Below are 12,056 nucleotides of genomic sequence, written 5' to 3'. Positions count from 1 at the left end.
GCTCAACGTTTCTCGGTGTCGGCCAGACGGCGCCGATCCGGCGGATTGACCCACTTCACCTCGATCCCGCGCCGCAGCGCCAGACGCTGCACCGCGGAGACGTAAGCGTCGTCGCGGTCCATGCCTTCGATCTGGTGCTTGGACAGCGTCGCCGGTTCCGCACGATCGGACGGCGCGGCGTAAGCGCTCTTGCTCTGATGCCCGGCGCAGGCGGCCAGGACGCAGACGGACAACGACAAGACGACGGTGCGCAAAGCGTTCATGACTTCGGCTCCCTGACGTGGTCTCCCGCCGCGGACGGCGGGCCCAGCCGGCCCCTGCCGACTGTCGCTTTCGGCTTATACGCGCGCCGCGGCGGCGGACCAGTGCCGCGGCATACCAGCCGACGAGCGGCTGCGCGAAAGGAGCCAATCGCGCCGCGGCGGCAACGCATGCCGATGCGCAGGCGCGCCGTCAGCGCGCGCCTTCGATCCGGCCGAGTTCGGCCAGCACCACCGTGGCGTAAGCGCCGGCCGGCAGCACGAAACCGACTTCCAGCGCGCCGTCGTCGAGCCAGCGCCATTGCCATTGCTCGGCGCGCAGCCGCAGCGCGCGGCGTTCCTGGTCCAGGCCGGCGGCTTCCAGGCCGGCGCGCAACGCCAGCGCCTGCTCGTCGTCCAGCGCGGCCAGCTCCAGCGCGCGCACCGCACCGGCGCTGCGCAGTTCGCCGCGGCCCCACAACGGGCCGCTGGGATGGATATCGCTGCGCGCCAGGCGCTCGGCCAGCGCGTCGCTCCACGGCTCCGGCCCGAACACGCTGCGGCTGCCGGCCAGCGACCAGACTTCGCCGTCGAGCCCGGCGCCGTCGCGCAGGCCGCTCCAGCTGCCGTCGCGCACGCGCGCGGCCAGGGCGCGGTTGAACAGTTCCGAACGCGCCGCCGACAGCAGCAGGCTGCGCTGTTCGCGCCGGACCCGGCGGCCGGCGAACATCGCCAGCGCATTGGCGACGTTGTCGCCGTCGCGGCCGAAACGCTGTTCGCCGAAATAGTTGGGCACGCCTTCGGCGGCGACGCGTTGCAGGCGTTGTTCGATCGCTTCGCGCTCGCCCTCGACTTCGCGCAGGGTCAGCACGAAGCGGTTGCCGGCGAGCGCGCCGCGCGGCAGTTTCTTGGCGTGCCAGTGGTGTTCGAGCACGCGCAGTTCGTCGCTTTCCAGCAAGGCCAGCTCCAACTTTGCAAAATCCGGCGCCACGCGCTTGGGCAGGTGCACGCTGAAGCGCTGCACGGTCACCGCGTGGCGGTCCTTGAGCCCGGCGTAGCCGATCGCGACCTCGCCCACGCCGGCCCACTGCGCCAGCCGCTTGGCCGCGAAGGCGGTGTTCATGCCGCGCTTTTCCACCGTCAGCAGCAAGTGCTCGCCGCTGCCGCTGGCGGCGAACGACGGCAGTTCCTCGACCCGGAAATCCTCCGGCGCGCTGCGGATGCGCGCGCTCAGCGCCGGCGCGCCGTGCGCGCGCGGCAGCTCGTTCAAACCCGCCTCCGAGCCGCTCATGCGCCGACCAACAGGCACACGGCCGTCGCCGCGATGCCTTCGCCACGGCCGGTGAAGCCGAGCTTTTCCGATGTCGTCGCCTTGACGCTGACCGCATCGGCGGCGATGCCCAGATCGGCGGCGATGAGTTCGCGCATCGCCGGCGCATGCGGGCCGACCTTGGGCCGCTCGCAGACCACGGTGACGTCGCAGTTGCCGACCGTGTAGCCGCGCTGCGCGATCAATTCGTTGCAATGGCGCAGGAACGCGCGGCTGTCGGCGCCGCGCCAGCGCGCGTCGCTGGGCGGGAAATGCTGGCCGATGTCGCCGAGCGCCAGCGCGCCGAGCATGGCGTCGCACAGCGCGTGCAGCACGACGTCGCCGTCGGAATGGGCGATCACGCCGCGGTCGTGGGCGACGCGCACGCCGCCGAGCATCACGTGGTCGCCGTCGCCGAATGCGTGGACGTCGTAGCCTTGGCCGATTCGAATGTTCATGGGTTCGATGAAAGCTGAAAACGAGTGAAAAGGAGCCGGGAACGAGGCACCCGGGGAGCCGGAGCGCGAGCGCGGAGCGGAAACGGGACGTCGTACGACTCGTTCCTCGTTCTTCTCCGCTCGTTCCTCAGGCTTTGCCGATCAAATACTCCGCCAGCGCCAAATCCGCCGGCGTAGTCACCTTGAGATTGTCCTCGCGGCCCTCCACCAGCCACGGCTGCACGCCGGTGCGCTCCATCGCCGAGGCTTCGTCGGTGACGGTCACCCCCGCGCGGGCCGCATCGGCCAGCGCCGCGGTCAAGGCGCCGCGGCGGAAGGCCTGCGGGGTGAACGCGCGCCACAGGCCGTCGCGCGGCTCGGTGCCGACGATGCGGCCGCGGCCGGCGCGCTTGAGCGTGTCGCGCAACGGCGCGCCGAGGATGGCGCCGTCCGGCGCGGCTTCGGCCGCGGCGACCAGGCGGCCGACGTCCTCGCCGCGCAGGTTCGGGCGGGCGGCGTCGTGGACCAGCACCAACGCGTCGTCGCCGGCCTGCGCCGGCAGCGCGCGCAGCGCCGCCAGCACCGAATCGGCGCGCTCGCCGCCGCCGGTGCAGCGCAGCACCGGTTTGCCGAGCAGTTCGCTCCAGCCCGGCCACAGCGCGTCGTCGGCCGACAGCGCGACCATCGCCCCGGCCACGCGCGGATGCGCCAGCAACGCGATCAGCGCGTGCTCGATCAGCGGCTTGCCGGCGATGCGCAGGTACTGCTTCGGAATGTCGCCGCCGAAGCGCTGGCCGCGGCCGGCGGCGGGAAGGACGGCCCAGATCATCGGCGGCTCATGGCGTGGGATCGAAGCTCGCGCCGCCGATCGCGCGTGGGCGCTGCGGAGGCGAAAGCCTGTGGATTCCGGCGTTCGCCGGAACGGGGGAATACGGGAACGCGACGCAGCGGCGCACTGTCGCTGCGACCGGATTCGCTGTCGCAGCGACGCGATGCGCAATCGCGACGGTTAGGCGCGATCCGCAACGGCGGCGCGTGGCATCGCGACGGAACCGCCGGCAGCGCGGACGACGGCGCGCCGCCCGCTTCAATGCTGCACCGGCGCCGGCATCGGATGCGGCTCCGGCGCCGACGGCGCGACCTCGGTCGGCGGCTCGTCGACCTGTTCCTCCAGCGAAGGCTCGTCCTCGGCCGCGTTCTGGCCGGCGGCGCTGCCGTTCTGGACCGCGCTGACCGCGGCCGCGGCGTTCGGCCCCGGCGCCTGCGGCTTGGCTTCGACCACGCGGTAGAAGGTCTCGCCGGGCTTGATCATGCCCAGCTCGCTGCGCGCTCGTTCTTCCACCGCGGCCTCGCCGGACTTGAGGTCCTCGACTTCGGCGGCGAGCGCGGCGTTGCGCTGGTGCAGGCCCTGGTTTTCGCGGGTCTGCCCGTCGACCTGGGCCTGCAGCGCGGCGACGCTGCCGCCGCCTCCGCCGCCGGCCCACCACAGCCGGTACTGCAAAAACGCGAGCAGGCCCAGCAGCGCCAGCGCCACCACGCCCAACCACGCCCTGCGCGAGTTCTCGGCCATACCGGCTGCGTCGGCCGCGGCTTAGCGAAGCAGCGAGACGAAGGCGTCGCGGCCGGCGTAACGCGCGGCCGCGCCGAGCTGCTCTTCGATCCGCAGCAGCTGGTTGTACTTGGCCACGCGGTCGCTGCGGCACAGCGAGCCGGTCTTGATCTGGGTCGCGGTGGTGGCGACCGAGATGTCGGCGATGGTGGTGTCCTCGGTTTCGCCGGAACGGTGCGAGACCACCGCCGCGTACTTGGCGCGATCGGCCATGGCGATGGCTTCCAGGGTTTCGGTCAGGGTGCCGATCTGGTTGACCTTGATCAGGATCGCGTTGGCGACGTGCTTGTCGATGCCTTCGGCGAAGATCTTCGGGTTGGTCACGAACAGGTCGTCGCCGACCAGCTGCACCTTGCCGCCGATCTTGTCGGTCAGCAGCTTCCAGCCGTTCCAGTCGTCTTCGGCCATGCCGTCTTCGATGGTGACGATCGGGTACTGCGCGGCCCAGTTGGCGAGGAAGTCGACGAACTGCTCGCTGGTCAGGCGCTTGCCTTCGCCGACCAGGTGGTACTTGCCGTTGTCGTAGAACTCGGTCGACGCCACGTCCAGGCCCAGCAGGATGTCTTCGCCGGCCTTGTAGCCGGCCTTGCCGATCGCTTCCAGGATGGTTTCCAGCGCTTCCTCGTTGCTGCGCAGGTCGGGGGCGAAACCGCCCTCGTCGCCGACCGCGGTGCTCAGGCCGCGGCCCTTGAGCACCGACTTGAGCGCATGGAACACCTCGGCGCCGGCGCGCAGCGCTTCGGCGAAGTTCGCCACGCCGACCGGCAGGATCATGAATTCCTGCAGGTCGACGTTGTTGTCGGCATGCGCGCCGCCGTTGATGATGTTCATCATCGGCACCGGCAGCACCGGCGCGCGGTCGCCGGCCAAGTACTTCCACAGCGGCAGCTTCTTCGAAGCGGCGACCGCATGCGCGTTCGCCAGCGACACGCCGAGCAGCGCGTTGGCGCCGAGGCGGCCTTTGTTCTCGGTGCCGTCCAGATCGATCATGCGCTTGTCGAGCGCGGCCTGGTCGGTCGCGTCCAGGCCCTTGAGCGCCTGGGCGATGGTGGTGTTGACGTTTTCCACCGCCTTGCGCACGCCCTTGCCGAGGTAACGGGTCTTGTCGCCGTCGCGCAGCTCCACGGCTTCCTTGCTGCCGGTGGAGGCGCCGGACGGGACCATCGCCCGGCCGAAGCTGCCGTCGGCCAGGGTCACTTCGGCTTCCAGGGTCGGGTTGCCTCGGCTGTCGAGGATTTCGCGGGCGTGGATCTGGGTGATCGTGGTCATCGTCGGAGGGTCAGGGAGGGTGGGAAGGGGAAAGGGTCGAAGACTGGGCGAGGCCAACGATAGCCGAGATCGCGGCGCGCGCCTGGGGGCTGTTGCCCCAGCAACTGGCGCGCAGCATACCGGCGACCTGCGCGCAGATGCGCGCCGGATCGGCCCCGACCAGTTGGTTCAGCGAGTTGTAGCCCGCCTGCTCCAAGCGCGCGATCACGGTTTCGCCGACGCCGTTGAGGGCGAGCAGGCGCTGGCGTTCGTGGTCGGAAAAGGCCATCGGCGCGCCGGCTCAGGCGCGCAGCCGCGCGCGGCGGCCGTGGCGGGAAAGGCGAAAAGCGGCGGCCGCGGCGCAGGCCGGGGCCGCTGTCGCGGTCGTGACGGGCCGCGCTGGGTCGGGCATCAGAAATCCTGCTCCAGGAACCCGTTCTTCTTGGTGATCCGGTCGAGCTCGACCAGGGTCTCCAGCAGGCCGCGCATCTTCGGCAGCGGCACCGCGTTGGGACCGTCGGACAGCGCTTCTTCGGGCTTCGGGTGGGTTTCCATGAACACGCCCGACACGCCGACGGCGATCGCCGCGCGCGCCAGCACCGGCACGAACTCGCGCTGGCCGCCGGACTTGCCGTCCATGCCGCCGGGCAGCTGCACCGAATGGGTCGCGTCGAACACCACCGGGCAGCCGGTGTCGCGCATCACGCTCAGCGAGCGCATGTCGCTGACCAGGTTGTTGTAGCCGAAGCTGGCGCCGCGCTCGCAGGCCATGATCGCCTCGTTGCCGGTGGCCTTGGCCTTGGCGGTGACGTGCTTCATCTCCCAGGGCGACAGGAACTGGCCCTTCTTGATGTTGACCGGCTTGCCGGCGCGCGCCACGTTCTGGATGAAGTCGGTCTGCCGGCACAGGAACGCCGGGGTCTGCAGCACGTCGACGACCGAGGCGACCTCGTCCATCGGGGTGTATTCGTGCACGTCGGTCAGCACCGGCACGCCGATCTGGCGCTTGACCTCGGCCAGCACCTTCAGCCCTTCCTCCATGCCGGGGCCGCGGAAGCTCGTCGCCGAGGTGCGGTTGGCCTTGTCGAAGCTGGACTTGAAGATGAAGGGAATGCCGAGCGCCGAGGTGATTTCCTTGAGCTGGCCGGCGACGTCGAGCTGCAACTGCATCGACTCGATCACGCAGGGGCCGGCGATCAGGAAGAAGGGCTGGTCGAGACCGACGTCAAAGCCGCAGAGTTTCATCGCTTGCTTCCTAAGTTCATGAGTGCGCGTTCGAGCCCGCGCGAGGTATCGCCATCACATGGGTGCCGCCGGCCGCCGGCGCAAGCGCGGCCGCGCTCACGCGGAGCCGCCGGAACGCTTGGCGCGCGCCGCGCCGACCAGCCACATCGCCGCGCCGATCAGCGCCAACGGCACGGCGATGCACGACACGACCAAGGCCAGCGGGAAGAACACCATGCCGTAGCCGTCCAGGCCGTCGCCGAGGATGAGCCGGTAAGCCAAGACTCCGGCCAGCAGCACGCCCAGCGCGAGCAGCATCAGCCACTTGCCGGCGCCGCGCACATCGTTGCGCGCGGGCCGGCCCGATGCCGGAGCGGCCTGCGAACTCTCCGCCCGACCGGACGGACCGGGCGGAGCAGGCTTCAACCCTTGACCTCGCGCAACAGCTTGCCGCCGGCCTTGGCCTCGCGCGCGGCGCGCACGAAGCCGATGAACAGCGGGTGGCCGTCGCGCGGCGTCGACAGGAATTCCGGGTGCGCCTGGCAGGCCAGGAACCACGGGTGCTGGGCGCGCGGCAGCTCGACCATTTCCACCAGCAGGTCGTCCATCGACTTGGCCGAAATCACCAGGCCGGCGTCTTCGAGCTGGGTGCGGTAGCGGTTGTTGAACTCGTAACGGTGGCGGTGGCGTTCGCCGACCACGTCCTTGCCGTACAGCTCGCGCGCCAGGGTGCCGGGCTTGATCCGCTGGTCCTGCAGGCCCAGGCGCATGGTGCCGCCGAGGTCGCTGCCCTCGTTGCGGCGCTCGACTTCGCCGGTGGCGGTGCGCCATTCGGTGATCAGGCCGATCACCGGATGCGGGTTGTGCTTGTCGTTCTCGGTGCTGTTGGCGCCGTCCAGGCCGACCACGTGGCGGGCGTAATCGACCACCGCGGCCTGCATGCCGTAGCAGATGCCGAAGTACGGCACCTTGTTCTCGCGCGCGTACTTCGCGGTGGCAACCTTGCCCTCGAAGCCGCGGTCGCCGAAGCCGCCGGGCACCAGGATGCCGTCGACGCCGGCCAGCGCGTCCACGCCGTTGCGCTCGACTTCGCTGGATTCCAGCCACTTCAGCTGGACCTTGGTGCGCTGGCGCAGGCCGCCGTGCTTGAGCGCCTCGGCCAGCGACTTGTACGCGTCCTGGTGGTCGATGTACTTGCCGACCACGGCGATGGTCACTTCATCGACCGGATGGGTGGTGGCGTCGACGACTTCGTTCCACTCGCCCAGCTCGGCCGGACCGGCCTGGATGCGCAGGCGATCGAGCACGATCGCGTCCAGACCCTGCTCGTGGAACCACTGCGGCAGCTTGTAGATGTTGTCGAGGTCGACGGCCGAAATGACCGCCTTTTCCGGCACGTTGGTGAACAGCGCGATCTTGCGGCGCTCGCTGTCGGGCAGCGGCTGCTCGCTGCGGCACAGCAGCACATCAGGTTGAATGCCGATCGAGCGCAGTTCCTTGACCGAATGCTGGGTCGGCTTGGTCTTGAGCTCGCCGGCGGCGGCGATGAACGGCACCAGGGTGAGGTGCATGAACAGCGCGTGCTCGGGGCCGCGCTCGGTGCGCAGTTGGCGGATCGCTTCCAGGAACGGCAGCGACTCGATGTCGCCGACGGTGCCGCCGACTTCGACCAGGGCCACGTCGAAGCCTTCGGTGGCCTCGACGATCAGGCGCTTGATCTCGTCGGTGATGTGCGGGATCACCTGCACGGTGCCGCCGAGGTAATCGCCGCGGCGTTCCTTGCGGATCACGTTCTCGTAGATCCGGCCGGTGGTGATCGAGTTCTTGCGGCTCAGCCGCGTGCGCAGGTAGCGCTCGTAGTGACCCAGGTCGAGGTCGGTCTCGGCACCGTCGTCGGTGACGTAGACCTCGCCGTGCTGGAACGGGCTCATGGTGCCCGGGTCGACGTTGATGTAGGGGTCGAGCTTCATCATCGTCACGCGCAGCCCGCGCGCTTCGAGGATGGCCGCCAACGAGGCCGCCGCGATGCCCTTGCCAAGCGAGGACACCACGCCGCCGGTGACGAAGATCAGGGGAGTCATGGATTTTGCAGCCGCTGGAAAGCCGCAGTTTACAGGTTGGCGCGTGAACTCGCGACTGCTTGACACCGGCACGGGCCTTGGTGAAGCCGCGCAAAGCCTTGCCTGGCAAGGGTTTGCGCGGATTCGGGCGGATCGGTGCGGCGCAGCATCGCGCTGGTGGCGCGGATGCGGCGGTCGGTCCGGCTCGCCGCGTCGCTACGGCCGCTACCTGTAGGAGCGACGCGAGTCGCGACACCCGAGGCCCGGCCAAGCCAGGCGCCGAATAACGGCGAGATGCCGGAACCCATCCGCCCCATCGGATCCCTGCCGCCGGGCGGCCCGTACCCGGGCCGGGCCAGGGCGGGGCGCCTGGTTCGGCCGGGCTTCGGGTGTCGCGACTCGCGTCGCTCCTACAGTCGGGCTTCGCGGCTTATGCGAGCTTGGCGCCCTTCCCCACCAGCAACCCACGCAGGATCGAACGGTGGCAACGCGCCTCGTCCTCGCAATAACACCCGACCGAAAAATCGCTGTCCTGCGACATCGCCGCCAGCAGCTCCAGCGCGTGCTGGGCGTCATGCGCCTTCATCTCCGCGGTGTACTTGCGCACGAACGCGTTCCACTGCGCCGGCGTCTGCGCCGCCTGCGCCTGCTTCATCGTCTCCAGGCTCGGCGCGAGCGTGGGAAACCACACGTCGTACCAATCCTGGCGGGCGAACTCGGACTTCGGCACGCCGCGCGGCGGCCGCCGCACGGTGCCGATGCGCAGCCCTTCGCCGTGGCCGCGCGGGGTGCCGAGCCGAACGATGCGGATGGCCATCGGTTCTCTCCGTGGTCGGACCTGCTACGCCCGGGCCGGGAGCGCCGGCCAAAGCTGTTGCGAGGCACGATAGCCCAGCGCGATTCCGCCGACCAACAGCGCCGCGCACAGCGCGCCCAGGCCGAGATCGGCGCCGATCAGGCGGACCCAGTCGTTCTCGATGCCGCGGGCCAGTTTGACGAGGGTCTTGCCGGTGCCGAAGCAGTATTCCCAGCCCCACGCGAGCAGCAACAAGGCCGGCGCGATCAGCCAGCGGCCCGCGACCGCCCCCGCGACCGCGCCGAGCGGCAGCAGGATCGCCAGCGCCAGCCACAGATAGCTCTGCGCACCGCCCAGATCGTTCAGGCTCAGCACGAGCGCCCCGTACAGGCCGGCCAGCAGGATCGCCAGCGCCGCCACCAGCCTGACCGCCGCGATCGTCGCGACCCTCACCTTGCGCATTCGCAGCCTCCGCCTTTGCCAGCGTCCGCGGCATGCGGACGTCGCCAGCCTAAGACGGTGCCGGCCGGCGCCGCTGCGGCCGCGACGCAGGTAGCGCCGGCCGCGTCCGCGCGTAGCGTCCGGCGCTACCGCGCGCCGAGCGTGCCGGCGTCGGGCCCGGCCTGCGCCGGCGCGCTGCGCAACGGCTCGACCACGGCCAGGATCGGCCCCAGCCGGCCGCGCCGGTCGGCGCGCTTGAATTCCGGCGCATACAGCGACGACAGGCTGCCGTCGAGGTACAGCGCGTCGCGGCAACCGAGTTCGTCGCGGAAATAGCGGGCGAACTCGTGCAGGCTGACTTTGTCGTCGCTGATCGCCCAGATCACTTCGTCGCCCTTCACCCCGATGCCGTTGCGCAGATGGCGCGAGCGCGACTGCGGATCCAGCGCCGGATGGATGCGCCCGGCTTCGACCAGCAGCGGCCCCGACTGCGTCGCCAGCCGCGCGCCGCGGGCGATCTCGGGATAGCGCGAGGCTTCGATCACCCGCGGCTGGCCGTCGCGGTCGAGCAGGAACACGCCGTTGGGCTTGAGATAAAAGTTGCCCTCGCCGTCGCGCAGGTTCAGCGGCGTTTTTTCCTGCCCTTCGGCGACGAACAGACCGACCGGCGAATAATCCGGCTCGAACATGCCGGCGTTCATCGCGTAGCGCAGGCGCTGGCCGCGCGCTTGCAGCCACGCGTCGAGGCGTTTGAAATCGTGGAACGGGCGGCCGCGCTCATCGTTGAGATACAACGCCAGCGGTTGGCTGCGCGTGTCGATCCGCAGCACCGTGTAGCGCGGCTCGCGCGCGGCCGCGGGCAGGCCGAGCAGCGAAGCCAGGGCGAAACAGAAGCAGGCGGCGGCGTTGCGCATCGAGCGGCGGCACTGGCGAAATTGCGACCATCCTAGCCGCAATGCGGTTCAGCGATCGCCGACCCGCGTCCGGCTCTGCACCTGCACCCAGCGCACCGGCAATTGCGGATGTCTCGCGATGGTGCGCTGGATCGCCCGCGACAGCCGTGCGCAATCGCGGCAACGCGGCGAGACGAACTGCAAGAACAGCAAACCGCCCGGCGGCGCCGCCAGTTCGATCGGCGCGGGCAGCGCTTGGGCCAGTTCGCAAGGTCCGAAACTGGGTATGCGGTAAATGCGGCCGTCGACGAATTCCCCCCAGTAGCCCGCACGCTCGGCCTCGCCGAATTCCAGCTCCTTCATCCACTCCAGTGGAACTTCGCTGGCTTCGGGATCGCGGCCGTCCTTCCAATGCACCATGCTGGCGCGGGAATCGAACACGTACAGCGGCGGCACACGCTCTGCACGGCCCAGCGGCCGCTGCTGGCCGAGCTGCGCCGGCACGCCGGGCGCGCCGGGGCCGTGGGTCGCAGGCCCGGCGCGGACGTATCCCGCCGGCGCGGTCGGATCCGACGGAATGCCCGAGCATCCGCTCACCGCAACGGGCGGGCCCGCATCCGGGTAGGCGTCGGATCGCGAATGCGCGCATCCGGCCAACAACGTCATCAGCAACACCATCGCCGCTGCCTTGCGCATCGCCCGCTCCCCAAGCCGATTTCGCGCACTCTAGCGCTTCGTTCACCGCAAAAAACAACGCCCCGGCGCGGGCCGGGGCGTTGCGGTGTACGGGTTGGGCACGGATGGTGCCGAGGCGACTTACTTGTTGCCTTCTTCCTCCGGCTCGACCCCGCGGTCGCCGGACTTCTGCCGCTTCTCGGCCTCGGCCTTCTTCTTGGCTTCGGCCTTCTTCGCGTCTTCGGCCTTCTTGGCCTCCTCGGCCTTCGGGTCGGCCTGCTGACCCTGCTGAGCGAACGCGCTCGGCGCGACCAGCACGGCCAGGGCCGCGACGATGGCGGCGGGGAGCAGCAGCTTGCGGATCTTCATGGCATACCTCCAAACAGTGAGTGACCGGAGCCTGGGCGGATGCCCGGCTCGCGGGCGGGCCGGGGCGTCCGTGCCGCGACGCCGCGAACCCTAGCCCCGGCCGCCTCGCCAGGGGCTGAACGGACGGTCCGGCGGGTCGCACGCGTCGTGCAGACGCTACACCCAATCGGGGCGGCGGGCCGGTTTTTCAATGGCTTGCGGGCGCCGCCCGGCGTTCCGGCGCGGCCGTCAGTAGCGCCCGGCGAACATCCCGGTCACCGCCTGCATCGCCTGCCGCCAGCGCGCCAGCAAGGCCTCGTCGGCCTGCTCGTCGAACTCGCGCACCGCCAGCAGCAGGCTGTCGATCCAATACGGGTACAGCCCGGGCCGCACCGGCGTGCGGCCGCTGCGCGCGTGCACGTCGGCCATCTGCTCGCTGGTGCGCTTCACCACCGCGCTGCCGGCGGCGTAGAAGATCGCCACGCTGATGCCGCGGCGCAGGGCCAGGCGCTGCTTCTGGAAATCGGTGCGCGCGAACATCGGCGCCACGTCGGGGTGGCTGGCCATGAAGATTTCGTAGAAGCGTTCGATGAAACCCTTGCGGATGAGGCAGCGGCCGTAGCTCTGCTGCAAATCGTAGTACTGGTCCTGGGCGGACACGGTGCCCTCCTGTGGCATGGTGAGTAAGACGCGGCGCGCAGGATGGCAGCGCCGGCGCGGGGCCGGCTTGCGCCAGATCAACCCGACGGCGTGGCGCGCGCCGCGCTTGCCGCGGCC

General features: G+C 70.2%; 15 protein-coding genes and 1 pseudogene. All 16 read right to left on the bottom strand.

Going from position 1 to position 12,056, the window contains the following annotated elements:
- Positions 1–2 precede the first annotated feature (2 nt).
- The 16 genes and pseudogenes from JHW38_RS23825 to JHW38_RS23750 all read right to left on the bottom strand — a co-directional run bounded on the left by JHW38_RS23825 (position 3) and on the right by JHW38_RS23750 (position 11,939).
- Positions 3–263, bottom strand: coding sequence for a hypothetical protein (locus tag JHW38_RS23825; protein WP_207523751.1), 261 nt, complete (start codon positions 261–263; stop codon positions 3–5).
- Between the two features lie 190 nt (positions 264–453).
- Positions 454–1,509: a tRNA pseudouridine(13) synthase TruD gene (gene truD / locus JHW38_RS23820; RefSeq protein ID WP_207523750.1), complete on the bottom strand. Its 1,056-nt coding sequence runs from the start codon at positions 1,507–1,509 to the stop codon at positions 454–456.
- A gap of 17 nt (positions 1,510–1,526) precedes the next feature.
- The gene (gene ispF / locus JHW38_RS23815) at positions 1,527–2,006 is read right to left on the bottom strand and encodes a 2-C-methyl-D-erythritol 2,4-cyclodiphosphate synthase (protein ID WP_207523749.1); all 480 of its coding nucleotides are present in this window, start codon (positions 2,004–2,006) and stop codon (positions 1,527–1,529) included.
- Positions 2,007–2,133: 127 nt separating this feature from the next.
- Complete coding sequence (gene ispD, locus JHW38_RS23810) at positions 2,134–2,814, bottom strand: 2-C-methyl-D-erythritol 4-phosphate cytidylyltransferase (RefSeq protein WP_207523748.1); 681 nt, start codon at positions 2,812–2,814, stop codon at positions 2,134–2,136.
- Between the two features lie 375 nt (positions 2,815–3,189).
- Positions 3,190–3,533 (bottom strand): annotated as a pseudogene (gene ftsB / locus JHW38_RS23805) (cell division protein FtsB); the annotation flags it as partial.
- Positions 3,534–3,576: 43 nt separating this feature from the next.
- Entirely contained in the window at positions 3,577–4,863 is a 1,287-nt protein-coding gene (eno, locus tag JHW38_RS23800) for a phosphopyruvate hydratase (RefSeq protein ID WP_207523746.1), read from the bottom strand.
- A 10-nt stretch (positions 4,864–4,873) separates the two neighbouring features.
- The gene (locus JHW38_RS23795; protein WP_207523745.1) at positions 4,874–5,131 is read right to left on the bottom strand and encodes a helix-hairpin-helix domain-containing protein; all 258 of its coding nucleotides are present in this window, start codon (positions 5,129–5,131) and stop codon (positions 4,874–4,876) included.
- A 122-nt stretch (positions 5,132–5,253) separates the two neighbouring features.
- Positions 5,254–6,087 (bottom strand): 3-deoxy-8-phosphooctulonate synthase, encoded by an 834-nt coding sequence (gene kdsA, locus JHW38_RS23790; protein ID WP_207523744.1) that lies wholly within the window; start codon positions 6,085–6,087, stop codon positions 5,254–5,256.
- A gap of 96 nt (positions 6,088–6,183) precedes the next feature.
- Positions 6,184–6,384: a hypothetical protein gene (locus JHW38_RS23785; RefSeq protein ID WP_207523743.1), complete on the bottom strand. Its 201-nt coding sequence runs from the start codon at positions 6,382–6,384 to the stop codon at positions 6,184–6,186.
- Between the two features lie 104 nt (positions 6,385–6,488).
- Positions 6,489–8,147 carry a CTP synthase gene (locus JHW38_RS23780; protein ID WP_207523742.1) on the bottom strand — a complete coding sequence of 553 codons (1,659 nt, stop codon included), beginning with the start codon at positions 8,145–8,147 and terminating at the stop codon, positions 6,489–6,491.
- 409 nt (positions 8,148–8,556) lie between these two features.
- A complete protein-coding gene (locus JHW38_RS23775) occupies positions 8,557–8,943 on the bottom strand; it encodes a DUF488 domain-containing protein (RefSeq protein WP_207523741.1) in 387 nt (128 codons plus the stop codon).
- Positions 8,944–8,967: 24 nt separating this feature from the next.
- Positions 8,968–9,384, bottom strand: a complete 417-nt coding sequence (locus tag JHW38_RS23770; RefSeq protein WP_207523740.1) for a hypothetical protein — start codon at positions 9,382–9,384, stop codon at positions 8,968–8,970.
- 125 nt (positions 9,385–9,509) lie between these two features.
- Positions 9,510–10,277: a phosphodiester glycosidase family protein gene (locus tag JHW38_RS23765; protein WP_207523739.1), complete on the bottom strand. Its 768-nt coding sequence runs from the start codon at positions 10,275–10,277 to the stop codon at positions 9,510–9,512.
- A gap of 48 nt (positions 10,278–10,325) precedes the next feature.
- Complete coding sequence (locus JHW38_RS23760; RefSeq protein WP_207523738.1) at positions 10,326–10,952, bottom strand: hypothetical protein; 627 nt, start codon at positions 10,950–10,952, stop codon at positions 10,326–10,328.
- Positions 10,953–11,072: 120 nt separating this feature from the next.
- Positions 11,073–11,300: a hypothetical protein gene (locus JHW38_RS23755; protein WP_207523737.1), complete on the bottom strand. Its 228-nt coding sequence runs from the start codon at positions 11,298–11,300 to the stop codon at positions 11,073–11,075.
- Between the two features lie 228 nt (positions 11,301–11,528).
- Positions 11,529–11,939, bottom strand: coding sequence for a globin (locus tag JHW38_RS23750; protein WP_242691078.1), 411 nt, complete (start codon positions 11,937–11,939; stop codon positions 11,529–11,531).
- Positions 11,940–12,056: the final 117 nt, after the last annotated feature.

Source organism: Lysobacter enzymogenes (genome assembly GCF_017355525.1).
Classification (GTDB): Bacteria; Pseudomonadota; Gammaproteobacteria; order Xanthomonadales; family Xanthomonadaceae; genus Lysobacter; species Lysobacter enzymogenes_C.
The sequence above is the reverse complement of the archived record's forward strand: the minus strand, read 5'-3'. Positions and strand labels throughout refer to the sequence as shown.

Coding starts and splice junctions, on each gene's coding strand:
- JHW38_RS23825 (WP_207523751.1), bottom strand. CDS start 263: ATGAACGCTTTGCGCACCGTCGTCTTGTCGTTGTCCGTCTGCGTCCTG.
- ispF (WP_207523749.1), bottom strand. CDS start 2,006: ATGAACATTCGAATCGGCCAAGGCTACGACGTCCACGCATTCGGCGAC.
- ispD (WP_207523748.1), bottom strand. CDS start 2,814: ATGATCTGGGCCGTCCTTCCCGCCGCCGGCCGCGGCCAGCGCTTCGGC.
- eno (WP_207523746.1), bottom strand. CDS start 4,863: ATGACCACGATCACCCAGATCCACGCCCGCGAAATCCTCGACAGCCGA.
- JHW38_RS23795 (WP_207523745.1), bottom strand. CDS start 5,131: ATGGCCTTTTCCGACCACGAACGCCAGCGCCTGCTCGCCCTCAACGGC.
- kdsA (WP_207523744.1), bottom strand. CDS start 6,087: ATGAAACTCTGCGGCTTTGACGTCGGTCTCGACCAGCCCTTCTTCCTG.
- JHW38_RS23785 (WP_207523743.1), bottom strand. CDS start 6,384: ATGCTGCTCGCGCTGGGCGTGCTGCTGGCCGGAGTCTTGGCTTACCGG.
- JHW38_RS23780 (WP_207523742.1), bottom strand. CDS start 8,147: ATGACTCCCCTGATCTTCGTCACCGGCGGCGTGGTGTCCTCGCTTGGC.
- JHW38_RS23775 (WP_207523741.1), bottom strand. CDS start 8,943: ATGGCCATCCGCATCGTTCGGCTCGGCACCCCGCGCGGCCACGGCGAA.
- JHW38_RS23770 (WP_207523740.1), bottom strand. CDS start 9,384: ATGCGCAAGGTGAGGGTCGCGACGATCGCGGCGGTCAGGCTGGTGGCG.
- JHW38_RS23765 (WP_207523739.1), bottom strand. CDS start 10,277: ATGCGCAACGCCGCCGCCTGCTTCTGTTTCGCCCTGGCTTCGCTGCTC.
- JHW38_RS23760 (WP_207523738.1), bottom strand. CDS start 10,952: ATGCGCAAGGCAGCGGCGATGGTGTTGCTGATGACGTTGTTGGCCGGA.
- JHW38_RS23755 (WP_207523737.1), bottom strand. CDS start 11,300: ATGAAGATCCGCAAGCTGCTGCTCCCCGCCGCCATCGTCGCGGCCCTG.